The 18,556-nt window shown below is 63.8% G+C and carries 15 protein-coding genes; 12 read left to right on the top strand and 3 right to left on the bottom strand.

The window, feature by feature from the left end; all coding sequences use genetic code 11:
* The first annotated feature begins 9 nt into the window (after positions 1 to 9).
* From NLN62_RS21320 to NLN62_RS21275, 10 genes are all read left to right on the top strand, one after another.
* Positions 10 to 1,365 (top strand): ABC transporter substrate-binding protein, encoded by a 1,356-nt coding sequence (locus NLN62_RS21320; protein WP_254113591.1) that lies wholly within the window; start codon positions 10 to 12, stop codon positions 1,363 to 1,365.
* Positions 1,366 to 1,613: 248 nt separating this feature from the next.
* Entirely contained in the window at positions 1,614 to 3,644 is a 2,031-nt protein-coding gene (locus tag NLN62_RS21315) for a YgiQ family radical SAM protein (protein ID WP_254110071.1), read from the top strand.
* Positions 3,645 to 3,780: 136 nt separating this feature from the next.
* Positions 3,781 to 4,464: a DUF2270 domain-containing protein gene (locus NLN62_RS21310; RefSeq protein WP_035660922.1), complete on the top strand. Its 684-nt coding sequence runs from the start codon at positions 3,781 to 3,783 to the stop codon at positions 4,462 to 4,464.
* A 212-nt stretch (positions 4,465 to 4,676) separates the two neighbouring features.
* Positions 4,677 to 5,147: an aminoacyl-tRNA deacylase gene (locus NLN62_RS21305; protein WP_027520775.1), complete on the top strand. Its 471-nt coding sequence runs from the start codon at positions 4,677 to 4,679 to the stop codon at positions 5,145 to 5,147.
* A 117-nt stretch (positions 5,148 to 5,264) separates the two neighbouring features.
* Complete coding sequence (locus tag NLN62_RS21300; RefSeq protein WP_027520776.1) at positions 5,265 to 5,687, top strand: CBS domain-containing protein; 423 nt, start codon at positions 5,265 to 5,267, stop codon at positions 5,685 to 5,687.
* Between the two features lie 69 nt (positions 5,688 to 5,756).
* Positions 5,757 to 10,571 carry an NAD-glutamate dehydrogenase gene (locus tag NLN62_RS21295; RefSeq protein WP_254110070.1) on the top strand — a complete coding sequence of 1,605 codons (4,815 nt, stop codon included), beginning with the start codon at positions 5,757 to 5,759 and terminating at the stop codon, positions 10,569 to 10,571.
* A 24-nt stretch (positions 10,572 to 10,595) separates the two neighbouring features.
* On the top strand, positions 10,596 to 10,937 hold the full coding sequence (locus tag NLN62_RS21290; protein WP_027520778.1) for a hypothetical protein: 342 nt from the start codon (positions 10,596 to 10,598) through the stop codon (positions 10,935 to 10,937).
* Between the two features lie 153 nt (positions 10,938 to 11,090).
* Positions 11,091 to 12,074 carry an alpha/beta hydrolase gene (locus tag NLN62_RS21285; protein ID WP_254113589.1) on the top strand — a complete coding sequence of 328 codons (984 nt, stop codon included), beginning with the start codon at positions 11,091 to 11,093 and terminating at the stop codon, positions 12,072 to 12,074.
* Between the two features lie 145 nt (positions 12,075 to 12,219).
* On the top strand, positions 12,220 to 12,783 hold the full coding sequence (locus tag NLN62_RS21280; protein WP_254110069.1) for a hypothetical protein: 564 nt from the start codon (positions 12,220 to 12,222) through the stop codon (positions 12,781 to 12,783).
* A complete protein-coding gene (locus NLN62_RS21275; RefSeq protein ID WP_254110068.1) occupies positions 12,780 to 13,601 on the top strand; it encodes a TIGR04222 domain-containing membrane protein in 822 nt (273 codons plus the stop codon). The genes NLN62_RS21280 and NLN62_RS21275 overlap by 4 nt, the downstream gene beginning before the upstream one ends.
* A 15-nt stretch (positions 13,602 to 13,616) precedes the next feature.
* Here the strand turns inward: NLN62_RS21275 and NLN62_RS21270 are convergent, their stop codons facing one another.
* A complete protein-coding gene (locus NLN62_RS21270) occupies positions 13,617 to 14,771 on the bottom strand; it encodes a DUF3047 domain-containing protein (protein ID WP_254110067.1) in 1,155 nt (384 codons plus the stop codon).
* Positions 14,772 to 14,975: 204 nt separating this feature from the next.
* Here NLN62_RS21270 and NLN62_RS21265 point away from each other — a divergent pair, with 204 nt between their 5' ends.
* Positions 14,976 to 16,040 carry an AraC family transcriptional regulator gene (locus tag NLN62_RS21265; protein ID WP_254110066.1) on the top strand — a complete coding sequence of 355 codons (1,065 nt, stop codon included), beginning with the start codon at positions 14,976 to 14,978 and terminating at the stop codon, positions 16,038 to 16,040.
* A gap of 124 nt (positions 16,041 to 16,164) precedes the next feature.
* Positions 16,165 to 16,926: a pentapeptide repeat-containing protein gene (locus NLN62_RS21260; protein WP_254110065.1), complete on the top strand. Its 762-nt coding sequence runs from the start codon at positions 16,165 to 16,167 to the stop codon at positions 16,924 to 16,926.
* Positions 16,927 to 17,069: 143 nt separating this feature from the next.
* On the opposite strand, the gene NLN62_RS21255 is transcribed toward NLN62_RS21260, so the two are convergent.
* A complete protein-coding gene (locus tag NLN62_RS21255) occupies positions 17,070 to 18,113 on the bottom strand; it encodes an MBL fold metallo-hydrolase (RefSeq protein ID WP_254110064.1) in 1,044 nt (347 codons plus the stop codon).
* A 46-nt stretch (positions 18,114 to 18,159) separates the two neighbouring features.
* Positions 18,160 to 18,552 carry a RidA family protein gene (locus NLN62_RS21250; protein ID WP_027520785.1) on the bottom strand — a complete coding sequence of 131 codons (393 nt, stop codon included), beginning with the start codon at positions 18,550 to 18,552 and terminating at the stop codon, positions 18,160 to 18,162.
* Positions 18,553 to 18,556: the final 4 nt, after the last annotated feature.

Raw genomic sequence — 18,556 nt, 5'->3', positions numbered from 1 at the left:
GCCGTGTCGATGTCGGTGCTTCTGGGCGCGGCATGGACGACGCAAACGACCGCAAGCGCTGAGGAGAAGCTCGTCGTCTGGTGGAACAAGGGCTACTACAAGGCCGAGGAAGACGCGCTGCTCGACGTCATCAAGAAGTTCGAGGCCAAGACCGGCGTGAAGGTCGAGCTGTCGCAATATGCGACGCAGGACATGATCCCGAAGCTGGTGGCGGCGCTCGATTCCGGCAATCCGCCCGACGTGACCTATGCGGACACCTACAATTTCCAGGGCGTCGGCAAGTGGGCCTCCGAAGGCAAGCTCGTGGATCTCGGCTCCATCCTCGATCCGATCAAGGGAGAGTTCGCTCCGCATCCGCTCGAAACGGTCATGCTGTACAACGAGAAGACCAAGGCGAAGGCCTACTACGCCTTCCCGGTCAAGCAGGCGACGCTGCATCTCCACTTTTGGAAGGACATGCTCGAGGAGGCAGGTCTCAAGGAAACGGACATCCCGAAGGACTGGAAGGGCTTCTGGTCGTTCTGGTGCGACACGGCGCAGCCGGCGGTGCGCAAAGCGACCGGCAAGCGCATCTACGGCATCGGCCATCCCATGGGCGTCGACGCCACCGACAGCTTCATTTCGTTCCTGGTTTTCATGGACGCCTATAACGTGGTGCTGGTCGACGACAACGGCAAGCTCCTGGTCGACGATCCAAAGGTGAAGGCGGGCCTCGTCGCCGCGATGAAGGACTATATCGAGATCGCCGCGAAGGGATGCACGCCACAGTCGGCGACGAGCTGGAAGGACCCTGACAACAACGTCGCCTTCCACAACAAGACGACGATCATGACGCACAATTCGACCATCTCCGTTCCCGGCAAGTGGCTGGACGATGCCAGCAACGAGACGCTGACCGCCGAGCAACGCGAGGAAGCGAAGAAGAATTATTATGACCGCATCCGCACCATCGTCTGGCCGAACAAGCCGGACGGCACGCCGGTCCACACCCGTGCGTCGGTGACGGTCGGCATGATCTTCGAGCAGGCGAAGAACAAGGAGCGCGCCAAGGAGTTCGTGTCGTTCCTGCTGCGCGACGAGAACCTGCAGCCTTACGTCGAGGGCGCGCTCGGCCGCTGGTTCCCGGTCAAGACCGTCGCCCAGAAGTCTCCCTTCTGGGACACCGACGTGCATCGCCGTGCCGAGCGCGATCAGTTCTTCGCGGGTGTCGGTGGCTATGAGATGAGCATGAACTACAAGTTCACGGTGCTCAACAACGAGAACGTCTGGATAAAGGCCGTGAACGCCATCGTCACCAACAAGGTGCCGGTGGAGCAGGCGGTCGACCAGATGATCGCGCGCATCAAGGAAGTGGCCGGCAATTGAAGCCTCACCTCAAGCGCGGGCGTTGCAGGCGGGTTCGCCCCGCTCATGCGCCCGCGCCAGGCGCCGGTGGCCTCTCGCCGCTACGGATAGAACGAAAGCTCGGCACGAAAACATCGTCCGAGCTCGCGGACGGAAACCGGGGTTCGCGGGTTCGAAGTGCGCGACGGCCGCGATCGTGATGATGGCAGGCGGAAATTGATGTTCCGTTCGATTGAATTTGCGGCTCGCCCGGCTTATGCGTGGGCGCCATGGATATCACCACCAGCCTCGCAAAACCCCTGAGTTCCTGGCCCCGCCACCGGGCCCATCCCGGCAAGGCGGCGCCTTTCCTGCCGATGAGCCGTGGCGAGATGACGGCGCTCGGCTGGGATGCCTGCGACATCGTGCTGGTGACGGGTGACGCCTATGTCGACCATCCGAGCTTCGGCATGGCGATCATCGGCCGGCTGCTGGAGGCCCAGGGCTTTCGGGTCGGCATCATCGCGCAGCCGGACTGGCACTCGGCCGAGCCGTTCAAGGCGCTGGGCAAGCCGAGGGTCTTCTTTGGCGTCACCGGCGGCAACATGGACTCGATGGTCAACCGCTACACGGCAGACCGGCGCCTGCGCCACGACGACGCCTATACGCCCGGCGGCGAAGGCGGAAAGCGGCCGGACCGCTGCACCATCGTCTACGCCCAGCGCTGCCGCGAGGCGTTCAAGGACGTGCCGATCGTGCTCGGCGGCATCGAGGCCTCGCTGCGCCGGATTGCGCATTACGACTACTGGTCCGACAAGGTGCGCCGCTCGGTGCTGGCCGACGCCAAGGCGGATCTTCTGCTCTACGGCAACGCGGAACGTGCCGTCGTCGAGGTAGCGCACCGGCTCGCCGAAGGCGAAGCGCCGCGCGAGCTCGACGACATCAGGGGCGTCGCGCTGTTCCGCCGCGTGCCTGAAGACTATGCCGAGCTCCACGCCGACGATCTCGATTCCGCCGACGAGGGCGCAACGCGCGAGAAGGGCGCAACCGTGATCCGGCTGCCCGCGCTAGAGCAAGTCGAGCAGGACCGCGAGGCCTATGCGCGCGCGTCACGCGTGCTGCACCGGGAGAGCAATCCTGGCAATGCGCGGCCACTGGTCCAGCGTCATGGCGATCGCGACCTCTGGCTGAACCCGCCGCCGATCCCGCTCTCCACCGAAGAGATGGACGCGGTCTACGACCTTCCCTACGCCCGCGCGCCGCATCCTTCCTATGGCGATGCCAGGATCCCGGCCTGGGAAATGATAAAATTCTCGGTGACGATCATGCGCGGCTGCTTCGGCGGCTGCACCTTCTGCTCGATCACCGAGCACGAAGGCCGCATCATCCAGAACCGCTCGGAAGGCTCGATCCTGCGCGAGATCGAGCGCATCCGCGACAAGACGCCGGATTTCACCGGCGTGATCTCCGACATCGGCGGCCCCACCGCCAACATGTACCGGATGGCGTGCAAGGATCCGAAGGTCGAAGCGGCATGCCGGCGGCCGTCCTGCGTCTTCCCCGAGATCTGCCCGAACCTCAACACCTCGCACGACGACCTGATCCGGCTCTATCGCAAGGTGCGCGAGACCAAGGGCATCAAGAAGGTGATGGTCGCCTCCGGCGTGCGCTACGATCTTGCGGTGGAGAGCCCGGAATATGTCAAGGAGCTGGTCACCCATCACGTCGGCGGCTATTTGAAGATCGCGCCCGAGCATACCGAGCGCGGTCCACTCGACAAGATGATGAAGCCGGGCATCGGCGCCTATAACCGCTTCAAGCGGATGTTCGATGCAGCGGCAGAACAGGCCGGCAAGAAATACTACCTGATCCCCTATTTCATCGCGGCGCATCCGGGCACGACCGACGAGGACATGATGAACCTCGCGCTCTGGCTCAAGAAGAACCGCTATCGCGCCGACCAGGTGCAGACCTTCCTGCCCTCGCCGATGGCGACCGCAACCGCGATGTACCACACCGGCGTCAATCCGCTGCGCGGCGTGCGCCGCGGCGGCAGCGACAAGGTCGAGGCGATCAAGGGCCTTCGTCAGCGCCGGCTGCACAAGGCGTTCCTGCGCTATCACGACCCCGACAACTGGCCCGTGCTGCGCGAGGCGCTGAAGGAGATGGGCCGCGCCGATTTGATCGGCTCCCGCCCCGACCAGTTAGTCCCAGCGCACCAGCCACCCGGCACCGGCAAGGCCGCCGGCACAAGGCGGCCCGTGCGCCCGGGCGGCCGGACGCAGCGCTTCACGACGAAGGGCGTGCGGGTGATGAAGTGAACCGCTAAGCCGTTGCGGGTTAAGGGCGGTCGGCCCATCGCGGGCTTGTCCAAACGAAGCGGAATTGTGGTAGTATCATCGGGTCGCTGCCGAAAGCACGACCTGAACATTTCACTGGTCTTGGGTGGTGCTCGCCATGCTCAGGCCTGCAGAAGACACACGTGAAATCCGAGAGCTGAACCCGGCTGAATTGGGTGCGATTGCCCATCTCTATCGCGGCGAGATCTATCGCAGCACCATCTGGCGCACACGCCTCGACAACACGACCAACTGGTCGATCGTAACCTTGGGCATCGCCCTGTCGTCGACATTCTCGTCCAAAGAGGCATCGGCGCTGCCGCTCATCCTGATTGGCATGCTGCTCGCGGTCTTTCTCGGACTCGAGGCGCGCCGCTATCGCTATTTCAACGTTTGGCGCGCGCGGGCGCGCTTCCTCGAAACGCATTGGTACGTTCCGATCTTGAGCGGCAAACGCGAAGATGACGACGCCGGTTGGCGGAACATCCTCGCGGAAGACTACCTGCATCCGCGTCATCATATCAGCTTCGTTCGCGCCGCCGGGCGCCGTGTTCGCCGCACATACATCTGGATCATCGTGATCCAGACATCCGCCTATATCGGCAAACTCGCGATTCATCCTGAAATGGCGGCGCACCTCAACGAGTTCATGGAGCGCGCAGCAATCGGCCCGATCCCGGGCTGGGTGGTGATTTGCTGCGGCCTTGTCTACAATCTCTGCTGGGTCGTACTTGCCGTCGCGACGTATTGGCTTGATCGCCGTGCGCATGGCACACGACCCTCCGCAGGCGGAATGGGTTGACCGAAGAGGCGGCGCGGTCCCCGCGGTTCGCAGATAGGTCGGCAATACTGACTAACCCCGCAGCGGTTGGCGTGGAATCGTGTCGTTGCGCAATGACGAATTGCGGCAGCCGACCGCAGCGCCTATGTTGAGAACCCGACAAATCAGGCGGCCGCCTATCGTGCGGCGGGGACTCACGGTGGACGGCTTGCATACCCATCGGAGGGCACGCCATGTCCATTGCTCCGACGCTGCACCGATATCTTGCTGCCGAGAACATCCAATATGCCGAGATCCCGCACGATCTCACCATGTCATCCACGCGCACGGCGCAGGCCTGCCACGTCTCGGGCGATCGTCTCGCCAAGGCCGTCGTGTTGCGGCATGACGGCGGCTACATGCTTGCGGTCGTGCCGGCATCGCACCATCTCAACCTGCCGGACCTGAAGCAGAGGCTCGGCGAGGATCTCGTGATGGCCAACGAGACCGAGATCAATCGGATCTTCGCCGACTGCGCGCACGGAGCCGTCCCGGCCGTCGGCAGGTGCTACGGGCTCGATCTCATCGTCGATGACACCATCCAGGCCCAGCCCGAGGTCTATATCGAAGCTGGCGATCACGCGACGCTGCTCCAGCTGACGCACGCGCAGTTCGCGCGCCTGACGGCCAATGCGCCGCATGGACGCTTCAGCGTGCACGACTGACGCGGCACGACGGCGACATGCTCCACCGGCACGCCCTCGTCGCGGTGAAGCGTGCGGTCGTGCCCGGTTCGTTGTATAGTCACGTAACGGGGGCAGCGTTCGCAACGGAGGTCCTCCATGAAAGTCAAGGACGTGATGCACAAGGGCGTCGATTGGGTCAGCCCCGACACCCCGATCACCGAGATCGCGAAGTTGATGCAAGGGCACGACGTCGGTTGCATTCCGATCGGTGAAGGCGACCATTTGATCGGGATGGTGACGGATCGCGATATCGTCTGCAAAGGCCTTGCGAGCAAGGATTTCAACGCCGCGCGCATGACGGCGCGGGACGTGATGACCGAAGGCATCCATTGTTGCCGCGAGGACGACGATCTGGCGAAAGCCGTGCATCACATGGAGACGCTGAAGATCCGGAGGCTGCCCGTCATCAACAAGAGCAAGCGGATGGTCGGCATGATCAGCCTGGGTGATGTCGGCCAGTCCGCCACCGCCGATCTGTTGACCCAATGCGTGAAGGGTGTCTCGGCCCATCATCATTGAGGCAACGCCGGCTCGACCTTGGTACGTCAATGGCTCCGTGCCCGGACGGCACGGGCAAGGGAGGACATGATGGCGTGGCGCGACGACAAGGCCCGGGCAACCCTCATCCGCGACGCGGCAGGAAGCGTCCAGCCGGGCAAGAGCCCCCGGGCCTTTGCCGAGCTTCTGTTCGGCTACACCAATCTCGAGGACCTCGCCAACCACGATTCCTCCTCGCTGGCTCTCCTCGCAGAGCAAGCCTGGGAGCATGTGCAGCGACGCACGGCAGGCAGTGCCGACATCCGCGTCGTCAATCCGACGATGCCCGACGGGCGCGAGATTTCCGTGCTCGAAATTCTCAACGACAACATGCCTTTCCTGTTCGACTCCACCATGGCGGAGCTCACCGAACAGGGCATCGAGGTCACCCTCGTCGCCCACCCGATCATCGCGGTGGAGCGCGATGACCAGGGCAAGCTGCTGCGCTTCTACGGCGAGGCATTGCCGGAAGGGGCAAGCGGCGCGCGGGAGAGCATGATCCACCTCCACATCACCCGCCTGGACGCCGAGGCCGACCAGCAGAAGCTGATCGTCGGCCTCACCAAGACACTGAGCGACGTACGCGCCTGCGTCACCGACTGGCGAGCCATGCGGGACCGGGTCGAGCAGGCGATCAAGACGTTCACGTCCAACCCGCCGCCGCTCCCGATCGACGAGGTCGCCGAGGCCAACCAGTTCCTGCAATGGCTGTGCGCCGACAATTTCACCTTTCTGGGCGTGCGCGAATATCGCTTCTCGCCCGACAGCGATGCGTCGGACAACATCACGACCGGCGAAGGCCTCGGCATCCTGCGCGACCCCAATGCGAAGGTCCTGCGCCGCGGCAACGAAATGGTGGTGATGACATCGGAGATTCGCGAATTCATGCGCGAGCCCACCCTGCTCATCGTCATCAAGGCCAATGTCAACAGCCGTGTCCATCGCCGCATCCGGATGGACTATGTCGGCATCAAGCTCTACACGCCCGACGGCCGGCTCGAGGGCGAATTGCGCGTCGTCGGCCTGTTCACCTCGGGCGCCTATACCCGCTCGGTCCGGCAGATCCCCTATGTCCGCCACAAGGTGTCACGGGTGCTCCAGCGCGCCGGCTTCGACCCGAGCGGCCATTCGGGCAAGGCGTTCATGCATATCCTCGAAGAATATCCGCGTGACGAGCTGTTCCAGATCGACGTCGACACGCTCTACGATTTCGTCATGGAGATCCTGATCCTCTACGAGCGCCCCCGCGTCCGGGCGCTCGCGCGGGTCGACAAGTTCGATCGCTTCGTCTCGATCCTCGTCTTCATTCCGCGCGACAAATACGACACCGACGTGCGTACGCGCGTCGCCAACTTCCTGGCGCAGGCCTTCCGTGGGACGCTGTCGGCCTCGTACGTGTCCTTCCCCGAAGGCGCATTGGCGCGCGTCCACTACATCATCGGGCGCTATGAAGGTAAGACTCCCGCCGTCGAACGCGCCACGCTGGAAGCCGGCATCAGCGCCATTGCCGCAACATGGGCCGACAAGCTGAAGGCCGCACTGACTGCGTCGACCGATGGCATGCGGGCGCGCATGCTGGCCAATCGCTATGCCCAGGCCTTTAGCGGCGGCTATACCGAGGTTTTCACGGCGGAACAGGCGGTCGCCGACATCGCGACCGTCGAAAAGCTGACGACAGCCCGCCCGGTGACGATTTCGGTTCACCGCTTCGAGAGCAACGACGATCCCAGACGCTTCGGTCTGAAGGTCTTCTCGGACGCAGCGCCGCTGTCGCTGTCCTATCGCGTGCCGGTGATCGAAAATCACGGCCTGCGCGTGGTCAACGAACGCACCTATCAGATCGTGCCCGGTAACAGGCCTGAGCCGGTCTGGCTGCACGACATGACGATCGAGACCAGCGACGGCAAGCCGATCGAGATCAGCCCAGAATTGAGTCATCGCCTGGAAGCATCGATCATGGCAGTTGTCACCGATCGCGCTGAATCCGACGGATACAATGCCCTGATCCTGCGCACGGCCCTGGGCTGGCGGGAAGTCTCGAGCATCCGGGCGCTGTCCCGCTATTTGCACCAGATCCGCGCTCCGTTCAGCCAGGACTATATGTGGGAGACCTTGCGCAAGAACGCCGCGATCACCGCCAAGCTCGTCGCGCTGTTCCAGGCCCGCCTCGATCCGCGCCTCGCCCTTACCGAGGCCGAGCGTCTGGCGCGCGAGACGGCCCTCCTTGCCGAGATCGAGGAGCAGCTCAAATCCGTCGCCTCGCTCGATGAAGACCGCATCCTGCGCCGTTTCACCAATCTGGTGCAGTCGACCATCCGGACCAATCTGTGGCAGGTCGGCCAGGATGGACATCCGCGCCCGGTAATCTCCTTCAAGTTTGACGCCCGCGGGATCGAGGACCTGCCTGCGCCGCGACCGCTGTACGAGATTTTCGTCCACTCACCCCGTGTCGAAGGCATTCACCTGCGCTTCGGCAAGGTTGCGCGCGGCGGCCTGCGCTGGTCCGACCGGCCGCAGGATTTCCGCACCGAGATCCTGGGCCTCGTGAAGGCGCAACAGGTCAAGAACGCGGTGATCGTACCGGTCGGCGCCAAAGGCGGCTTCGTGCCCAAGCGCCTGCCGTCCCCCTCCAATCGCGACCACTTCATGGCGGAAGGTACCGAGGCCTATCGCATCTTCGTTCGCTCGCTGCTCGAACTCACCGACAATCTCGACGGCGACGACATCGTGCCGCCCGACTCCACGGTGCGGCATGACGGCGACGATCCGTACCTCGTCGTCGCTGCCGACAAGGGCACCGCCACCTTCTCCGACGTCGCCAACGCGATCTCGGCCGAGAAGAACCATTGGCTCGGCGACGCGTTCGCCTCCGGCGGCAGCCAGGGCTACGACCACAAGAAGATGGGGATCACGGCGCGCGGCGCCTGGGAGGCGGTCAAGCGCCACTTCCGCGAGCTCGGCACCGACATACAGACCATGCCGTTCACCGTTGCCGGCGTCGGCGACATGTCCGGCGATGTCTTCGGCAATGGCATGCTGCTCTCGCCGGCGACGAAGCTCGTCGCGGCTTTCGATCACCGGGACATCTTCATCGACCCCTCGCCCGATCCGGCGACCAGTTTGGCCGAGCGCCGGCGCCTGTTCGACCTGCCGCGATCGAGCTGGCAGGACTACGACAAGTCGCTGATCTCGCAAGGCGGCGGCGTGTTCTCGCGCTCGCTCAAGGCCATCCCGCTCGCACCGGAGGTGCGCGCCCTGCTCGATCTCGACAAGCCGCAGGCGACGCCCTTCGAAGTGATGACGGCGATCCTGAAAGCGCGTACGGACCTGCTGTGGTTTGGCGGCATCGGCACCTATATCCGCGCGTCCGCGGAGAGCGACGATCAGGCCGGCGACCGCGCCAATGATCCGATCCGCATCACCGGCGCTGAGGTCCGCGCCAGGGTGATCGGCGAAGGCGCCAATCTCGGCGCCACCCAGCGCGGCCGCATCGAAGCGGCGCAGAAGGGCGTCAAGCTCAACACCGACGCCATCGACAATTCGGCCGGCGTGAACACCTCCGACGTCGAGGTCAACATCAAGATCGCGCTGGCCCGCCCCGAGCGCGAGGGGCGACTTACCCCCGCCGACCGCAACAGCCTGCTCGCTGCGATGACAGACGAGGTCGGCGCGCTGGTGCTGCGCAACAACTATCTGCAGACGCTGGCGCTCTCTCTCGCCGAACGCAAGGGCGTGGCCGAGACCGGTTTCCTCACCCGCCTGATGCAATCGCTCGAGCAGCGTGGTCTGCTCAGTCGCGCCGTGGAGTTCCTGCCGGATGACGCCGCGATCACCGATCGCACCAGGCGCGGGCAGTCCCTGACGCGGCCCGAACTTGCCGTGCTACTCGCCTACGCCAAGCTGACGCTCTACGATGACCTGCTCGTCACCAGCGTGCCTGACGATCCCTATCTTGCCCGCGAACTGTCCCAGTATTTCCCGAGCGAGGTCCAGGACAAATTCCCGACAGCGGTCGAATTCCATCGCCTGCGACGGGAGATCATCGCGACCAGTCTCGCCAATGCCGTCATCAACCGCGGCGGCCCAGCGTGTATCGTGCGCCTGATCGACGAGACGGATGCCGACATCCCCACCATCGTCATGGCCTATGTGGCCGTGGATGAATCCTACGGGCTCAAATGGCTGAATGACGGGATCGATAGACTCGACGCCTGCATCGACGGGCAATTGCAGCTGTCGCTCTATGCGGCAATCCAGGACCTTCTGCTGTCCCGCATGGTCTGGTACGTGCGCAATGTCGATTTCAAGGACGGCCTCGAGGCAGTGATCGCGCGCTTCGGCCCGGGTATCCGCGAGGTCACAGCCTCCCTCGACAACTCCTTGCCACCGGACTTGCAGGCCGTGCGCAGCAAACGCCGGCAGGAGCTCACCGAGGCCGGTGTTCCGGCCGGCCTTGCCGGCGAGCTCGCCGATCTCGAAGCGCTGATCGCGGCACCCGATATCGTGACGGTCGCCGAGCGCACCTCCCGCACCATCGGCGATGCCGCTGCGACCTTCTTCGCCGCGGAAGCCAATTTCCGTCTCGACCGCATCATCGCCGCGGCCCGCAGCGTGCCGGCCAACGACTATTTCGAACGCCTCGCCATCGATCGCGCCGTCGACCAGATCGCAGCCGCCGAAAGACGACTGGCTGCGGATATGCTTGCAACCGGCCGGTCCGGCCAGCAAGCCGTCGAGACCTGGCTCGCGGCTCACCCCGAGGCAACGCGGATTCGCCGCTCGGTCGAGGACATCGCTGCCAGCGGCCTGACGCTCGCCAAGCTGACGGTGGCGGCGAACCTGCTGGGGGATCTGGTCAAGGGCTGACGCGCGCCCGCAACGGAGGGACCAATGATCCACGCGACTTGCCATACCGCAGACAACGTCGTCTGCCTCGAGTTCGATGCGACACCGTGGTTCAACGAGGCCGACGCTCCGAGCATTATCGATCTGGCCAAACGAGAATGGACGAGCGCAGCAATCGCGGAGTCGCTCGAGCGCAGGCAAGGATATGAACGCCTGCATAACCTCATGGAGTACGCGGCGAAGCGACTTCAAGAGGAGTCCCTGGAGGACCCGACCTGGGAAACCTTCGAGTGCGTCGTCGACGGGCCGGAGGCCCTGGCCTGGCTCGAGAAGAACCGGCCTGAAATTGTGGCGAGAATTCCGAGCCAGGGTCGGCGTGAGCGCTAACGCTTATCGGCCTTGACTGAAAGGGAACCGGGCTCGCCCTCTTCTCGCCGCCATCATCATTCACGGAGCTAGCAGGGCGGGGCAAACGGTGGGCAATGTTCCCGAAGGTTCCGTGTGATCGTCCGACATCTTCTTCTGCAACATGAAACTCAGCTGTCACGACGCGCGCTCGTGCGCGGGCTCGCGTCCTTCAGCGCCCTCGCGCTCGGCGGATGCTCAGGCTTGGGTGCGACCGGCGCGCGCTACGATGCATCGTCCCTCTCGGTTGACCCCACATTGCTCGTCACCACCACGCGCAAGCCCGTGAACGGCGGTCGCACGAAACCCTGGTTCGGGCCGGAGCGCGCCACCACGATGACGGTGGCACGGGCCAAGCTGGTGGCGCCGGACGACAGCCGTCTTTCCCTCGCCTCCGTCGGAATTGGCGATTGGCGCCTTGACCGGGTCGAGCCGGCGTCGGCCGAAATTGGCGATCTCCTCGCGCAGACCGGCGGAGGAGGCGACGTATTGATCTACGTGCACGGCTTCAAGCAGACATTCGAGACGGCGGCGCTCGATGCCGCCCATCTCTCCGATGGGATCAAGTTCCGCGGCCGGACCATGGTGTTCTCCTGGCCCTCCAAGGCAGGACTGTTCGACTATGCCTATGACCGCGACAGCGCGATGTGGTCCCGCGACGATTTCGAACGCGTGCTCTCGTCCATCGTGTCAGCGCCAGGTAGCGGCCGCGTGCACATCGTTGCGCACAGCATGGGAACCATGCTGACCCTCGAAAGCCTGCGTCAGCTCTATGTGCGATACGGCGACACCGTTACGGGCAGGATCGGCGCTGTGGTGTTCGCCGCGCCTGATATCGACATGGACGTGTTCTCGTCGGCGATCCACCGCATCGGTCCGCTCGCCGGCAAGATCACCGTGATCGCCGCGACGAACGATCGCGCACTTGCGCTGTCGGGGCGACTCGCCGGCGGAATGACACGGGTCGGCGCCGCCGAGAAGGCTGCCATCGAGCGGCTTGGCGTGCGCGTGATCGACGCCTCCGACGCCGGTTGGGGTATCATCAACCACGATCTGTTTCTGTCGAACGCCGACGTGCAACGGGTGATCCGCCGCTCGATCGACGGCACGGCCGCGTAAGAGAGCGCCCGCTCCCCGCCTGCCCGCCTTCGCGTATTGCCCGCTGCTGGACCGCGTGTGTCGTGGTCGGCCGGTTGCTTGACCGTCATCCCGGCCACGCGATCCCATGCTATCATGATGCGTGGACGATCATCGGGAGCCTCGGTTGCAGCGCCAGCAGTTCAAGATCGACATCCAGTCCGACGAGCCGGTCTGGACGCCGGCGCGACAGGAGCTGTGGCGACGCATCGAACAGCATGATTTCGAGCCCGACACGCCGCTGAACTTCACCCGGCGCCTCGCGCGCGACCACGGCTGGAGCATTGACGAGGCCCGCGCGGCCGTCGATGCCTATCGCCGCTTCTGCTTTCTCGCCATCGTCTCGCCGACACCGGTCACGCCGAGCGAGATCGTCGACGAGGTCTGGCACCAGCATCTGATCTATTCACGCGACTATTGGTCGATCTGGTGCGGCGAAAGATTGCAGGCGCCGCTGCACCATGATCCCACTCCCGGCGGACCCGAGGCCCAGGCGACCTATCGCCGGCAATACGCCGAGACGCTTGCGCTGCATGAACGCGCGTTCGGGCCGCCGAGCGCGGAGCTGTGGCCGGCGACACATCTGCGCTTCGGACGCCAACGCTATCATGTGACGGACCGCAACCGCTGGCTTATCATGCCCAGACCCATCGCCTGGATTCGCAGCCGATTGATGAGGACCAACCGATGACGTGGAATCCGCTGGACTGGACCGCCGGCCCTTTCCTGACTCTCTATCTGACCAGCGCTGCCATCATCTTCCTGCTGGGTTATCATTTCAGGTCGACGATCGGTCCCGCCGCAAACGCCACGCGCGAATTGAACGCGCTGGAAGTGGCCTATCTCGCCGGCGGTGCACGGCGCCTCGGCGATGTGATCCTGCTCAGCCTGACGTCGGGAAACGGCGCCACCATCGCTTCCAACGGCCGCAATATCACCGTCACCGACCAGACGCCGCTGACGACCATCATGCGCAAGCCGGCATCGCTCGCCGTCCAGCCGGACATGACGCGCCAGCAATTCCAGACCGCGGTCAAGCCGATCGTCCAACAAATTCAGGGGCGCCTGCAACAGCTCGGCTACGCCCCGACCGACGATCAGATGATGTCCTTCCATATGACGGTCCTCCCTTTCGTCGCGCTCCTCCTGGGTCTCGGAGCCATCAAGGCCTCCGTCGGCGCAGAGCGTCACCACCCGGTCGGCATCCTGATCTTCCTGCTCATCGTCACGGTGATCGGGGCCATCATGCTGGCGCAGCGCCCCATACGGACGCGAGCGGGCGATGAGGCCCTCGCAAGCCATCAGGTCTCCAACGCGCGGGCCTCACGCGCGCCGCGCGATCACGAGTTGCTTCTCGCCGTGGCGCTCTCCGGCACCGTCGTCCTGTCGGGCACACCCTACGCCCCGGTCTATGCCGCCTCAAAGACGATGAGCAGTGGTGGTGGCGATGGTGGCGGCGGATGTGGTGGGGGCGGCGGAGGCGGTGGCGGATGCGGCGGGTGCAGTTGAGGGACGCGGCTCGCACTAAACCTTGTGCACAGCGTTGTCGCCGGTGGTGACCGTGATGTCGGCGTAGCGGCAAGCGCCGCGCCGGCGCTGAAAGGGCGCGACTGCCAGCAACCAGATTTTCGAGATGGCTTTCGCCGATCCGCCGATATGGGCGGAGTAGTCTGCTGCGATGTCGCGTTGCTGCCCTTGCCAGGTCCCGAGATCTGCCTTCCCGGAACGGACGATCATATGCGTCTCGATCGCCTTCCAAGCGGGCAACGGGCACCGGAAAACCTTGCCTTCGGGCAAGTGCTCGCTCCAGATGTATGTCAGATCCTGCCCGTCCTCGAACTTCACGCCAATCGAGAGATAATCGTGGGTCGCAGCCTGGTCCTCCGGGGCGACGGATGGCAATCGATCGATCTTCCAGCGCCATGCGAGGCGCGGACGTGAGGCCAACGGAAGCGCCAGCGGCCTCTCGATGATACTGACGTGGCCCGTGGTGTCGCAGATGATCTCGCCGTCCGCGCCTTGGCTGAAGATTTCCTGTCCACCCCCAAAACCGAGCAGGTTCGACCAGCCCGCTGGCAGCTTGCCCCCACGCTCAAGACGCGCCAACTCGGAATTAAGCAGACCGCCCACATCGCCATGTGCCAGGAGGCTCTTGACGCCCACACCGGCATCCCCGCGCCACAGCAGAGCGATACCGGTAATGTTGACGTCCGCCTTCTTGTAGATGTCTTCCGGCGTACCCAGTACCCCGTCCTCGTTGGCCCATTCCGCTGCCGAACGCGCGACCTCGATCCGTCCATCGTGAGAGGCCGTCATGGTCCCCGTATCCAGCATCGGATTGTAGATCGGTCGGATGGCGCGCGTGCGCGCGTGGAAGATCAGGCCGGGACCGAACCAAAGATCGTGTTCGCGCGACAGCCACATTTTGCCGCTCAGGAGGAACGTCACCTGTTGGCCCCGCGCCGCGTCGAGACCAAGATCGGTCCATGGGAGATCAGTGCCGTTGATCTCAAAAGTCTTGTAGGCAACTAGTTCCGGTGAGCTCGCCTTCGCAATGATATCCTTGATCCCGCTCACCAGATCCGCTGGAGCCGGACCGCCCTGCTCTGCCGCTTGCGCCGGCCGCAACGCGGGGCCGGCCAAGGGCAGGACCAGGCCGAGCGCCGTTGCACGCAACATGACATCACGCCGGGAAATCCTCCCGATACTGCCCGCCGGGGACGACAAGCCAAAACAAGACAAGCACATGCATTCCTCCTTAGGTCCCAATCGACGCTGAGTTTGGCCGTATTCATCGATGGGGATTCGAATGCTATGCTTTCGCTCCGAATTCAGCCTGCCATGATGTGCCGACGTGGCAGCCTATTTGGCGCGTGAGGGCAGATGCACCAGACTGGTTACACACGTGCGGGCACGCTTGGTCCGATTGCCAAGGTCGTGACGGCAGCCGGGGGATCGATCGAGCGGGTCTTTCGCCGCGCTGATCTTCCCCTCGCCTTGCTGGAATCGCCGGACACGCTGTTGCCGCTGCGCGATCATTTCCGGCTGTTGATGGTGACTTCGCGGGAATTGCACGACGAAGTCTTTGCGGCCCGGCTTGGTCGACAGACGTCGATGGCTGGCCTCGGCGTTTTCGGCAGATGGGTCACTCAGGCCCCGACCTTGCTCGAGGCGATGCACCGCGCCGGGACGAGCCTGCCGCACATGCTGCAGACCGCCACGCAGCTGGTCGTCCGCCGACACGGCAGCGAAATTCACTGGTCGTATGAATTGACCGACCCTGCGCGCGACGGGCGCCGGCAGAACGAGATGCTCGCGATCTGGTACATGATCGCTGTCGTCAGGCATTTTGCCGGCGCATGGTGGCTGCCGGGCCGGATCATCTTTGAGGGTCTCCCGCCCCGGCTGCGATGTCCGATCGGCGAGTTGATGTGTACCGACACGGCGATTGGCAACGCTGCCAGCGCGATCGTGTTCGATCGGCGGCTGCTGACGGCCGTCAACCCAAATCTCGGACAGGACGATGGGCTGAGCGCGACCGAACTCGGACGCATTTTCGACCTGCCGGATCCAGAAGACCTGGCGGGCCATCTTTCCGTACTGATCGAATTGGAGCTGCTCGATCGCCGTCCTACCCTTTCACGCATCGGAAACCGGTCGGGACTCGCGAGACGAACACTGCAGCGCAGGCTCAGCGAAGTCGGACTGAGCTATAGCGACCTGTTGCGAAACGCGCTGCAGCGACGGGCGGTGAGACTGCTGTGTCAGACGGACCGATCGATCAGCGAAATTGGATCAATGCTCGGCTATGACGACCCCGCCCACTTCAGCCGGGCCTTCGAGCGCTGGAGCGGCGTTCCTCCCACCCGTTGGCGGCGCCTACTTGAAGCGCGATTGCGGCCGGACGCAAAACGTGTCGCCAGGATGATCTCGGGCCAAACAGAATAGTGCAAACGATCGGGTTGGACACCCGGTACCGTCCAGCACACAAAACTCCCCGAGCAAACGGCAGCGCGCGTGCGATGCGGTTCGGTTAAGATCCTTCCTCCTGACGCATCCAGAGCCATTTCGCATGAACATCGACGCGCTCGCCCGAGAGATCAGCGCCGGCAAGCCTGTCCGGTCGCTGCAGATGTCCGACGATCACTGGCCCGAGATGGATTGCACCGGCATCTCATTTGCCGACTCGGTGTTCGAGAGGGTTCAGTTCTCCAATGCCGTCTTTGAGGACGCGCGCTTTGCCAATTGCAGGTTCGTGTCGTGTCGCTTCTCGCACGGACAGCTTTCGGGCGCCCGTTTCGAGAGCTGCAGCTTTGCCGATGAGGATGGCAACCGCTGCAGTTTTGCCTTTAGCGATCTGCAACGGGCGGCGTTCAGCGCGTGCGATTTGTCGCTGGCTTCGTTCGATCGAACCGAGCTTTTCGCAATCGAGATGCACGATTGCAATCTGACGGGGGCGAGGTTCACGAAGGTCGACTTCAGTCGTGCCCTGAGCCGCAAGCAGATCGAGACGCGGGCGCACTTTCATGCCTGCAAGATGGACTTGGTCGAGCTCTCCGAGGTGAAATTGCCGGGTTGCAGCCTTTCCGGCAATCGGCTTCGTGAAGCCGATTTGTCCGGCGCCGACCTGACTGATGCCGACCTGACGGACTGTGACCTGTTCCAGGCCATCCTCGATGGTGCAAAGCTCGCCGGTGCCGACCTCACCGGAGCTGAAGTGAGTGGATTGAACCTAACGACGCTTGCCGACTTCGCTGGCCTGAAGATCAGCGACGATCAAATGTTTCGGCTGCTCGACGCCATGGGGATATCGGTACGCACGCGGGAGCGATGACCGGCCTCTGAGGTCGCATGCGCGCCACCGAGTTCGTCATGCCGGCCATGAGCTGATGGATCACGCCTGGGAGGCCGCGAACACGCCGCCGGTCTTTTCGCCGGGCACAGATGGCGTGATGACTCCTGTGGCACGACGCAGCCTCAACCGCCGACCTTACCCTGCGAGTAATTCAAGGGCACGTATGCGTACGCCTTCTCGCCGTTGCGTCGGACATGGCCCAGTCCAGGAAAAGATATGTGCGCGCCCCCGACCAAATGGCCATTCTCCGCGGCATCTGCAAAGGCGAGCTCGTGGGCGTGTTGGGCCTCTCCCACGTCCACATCGTAACCGATTGTGACGGACGGGTCCTCGAACTGCACCGCCGCGACGTGGACAACGTCGCCCCACAGAACGAGCTTTTCGCCTCTGCTCTCGACCACGTACATGGTGTGACCGGGCGTGTGCCCATACGCTGCTTGCGCACGCACGCCGGCGATGAGGTCGGTATCGCCATCGAATACGACGAGCCTGCCGGCCTGCATGTAGGGGGTGATCGAAACCATGGCGGCCTGAAAGAAGCGCTTCGCCTCCGTTGGGGCGGCGCGCATATTTGCCTCGCTGAGCCAGAAATCGGCGTCACGCCTGTCGACGCGCACGATCGCGTTAGGAAAGGCGCGTTTCCCCCCGGCCATGAGCCCGCCGACATGATCAGCATGCAGATGCGTGAGATAGATCTCGTCGACCTGCTCCGGTTGATAACCCGCGGCGCGAAGATTGCTTAAGAGACGACCGGTCGAGGGTCCCAACAACGAGCCGGCGCCTGCGTCGATCAGCACCAGCTTGCGACCGCTATTCACCAGAAACGAATTATGGGAGGTCTCGACAAGGGCGCCGAGATAGTTGCGTTTCAGTGCTTCCTCGAGCCGAGCAGGGTCGCCCTTCAGCAGTTTCGTAGCAGGGAGCATGTTGGTGCCGTCGGACAACACCACCACCTCGAAGTCACCGAGCGTCAATCGATAGAACGCAGGCGCGTCGCCTTTCGCCATGGGCGCATCTGCAAGCACCGCTGTCGGCGCTCCCGCCCCCAGGCAGCAAAGGCAGCCGGCGGCCAGGAAGGAACGGCGGCTGAGATCGATGGCGCTGCTGATGGTCGGCTCTTGCCGGGCGGAGCGTTTCGAACGATCAAACAAGCGATCGAGCATCATGCGGGACAACCCTGTGGACGTTGGAGTCCTCATTAGAAAGAAACGATTATTGCCGTTCCTCGATCACGGCCATGAAGTCACATAGCACCAAGGCAGGTCCCTCCACCTGCAGGGGCTGGGCATGCCGGGCCGGACGGGACTGAGGGTCAGGAAACATGCGCAACCACTCCGCGTTCAGCGGCTCGCGGTTATTTCGATCCCGTATGAACACATTTACTTTGATGATGTCGTCCGTCGTTCCGCCAGCCGCTTCAATCACGGACTTCACGTTCCCAAACATGTTTGCGCATTGGGCGGCCAGGTCATCCGGGATGACATGAGTGGCCGGGTCGACCGGTTGAATGGCGCCCGAGACGACGATGTTGGCGATACGGCAGGCATTCGGCACCGGAAATTTATGCGCGATCTCGGAAACGGTAACGCTCTTGCGGCCAGGCATGGCG

The organism is Bradyrhizobium sp. CCGUVB23 (genome assembly GCF_024199885.1).
Taxonomy (GTDB): Bacteria; Pseudomonadota; Alphaproteobacteria; order Rhizobiales; family Xanthobacteraceae; genus Bradyrhizobium.
This window is presented reverse-complemented; position numbering and strand designations above follow the sequence as displayed.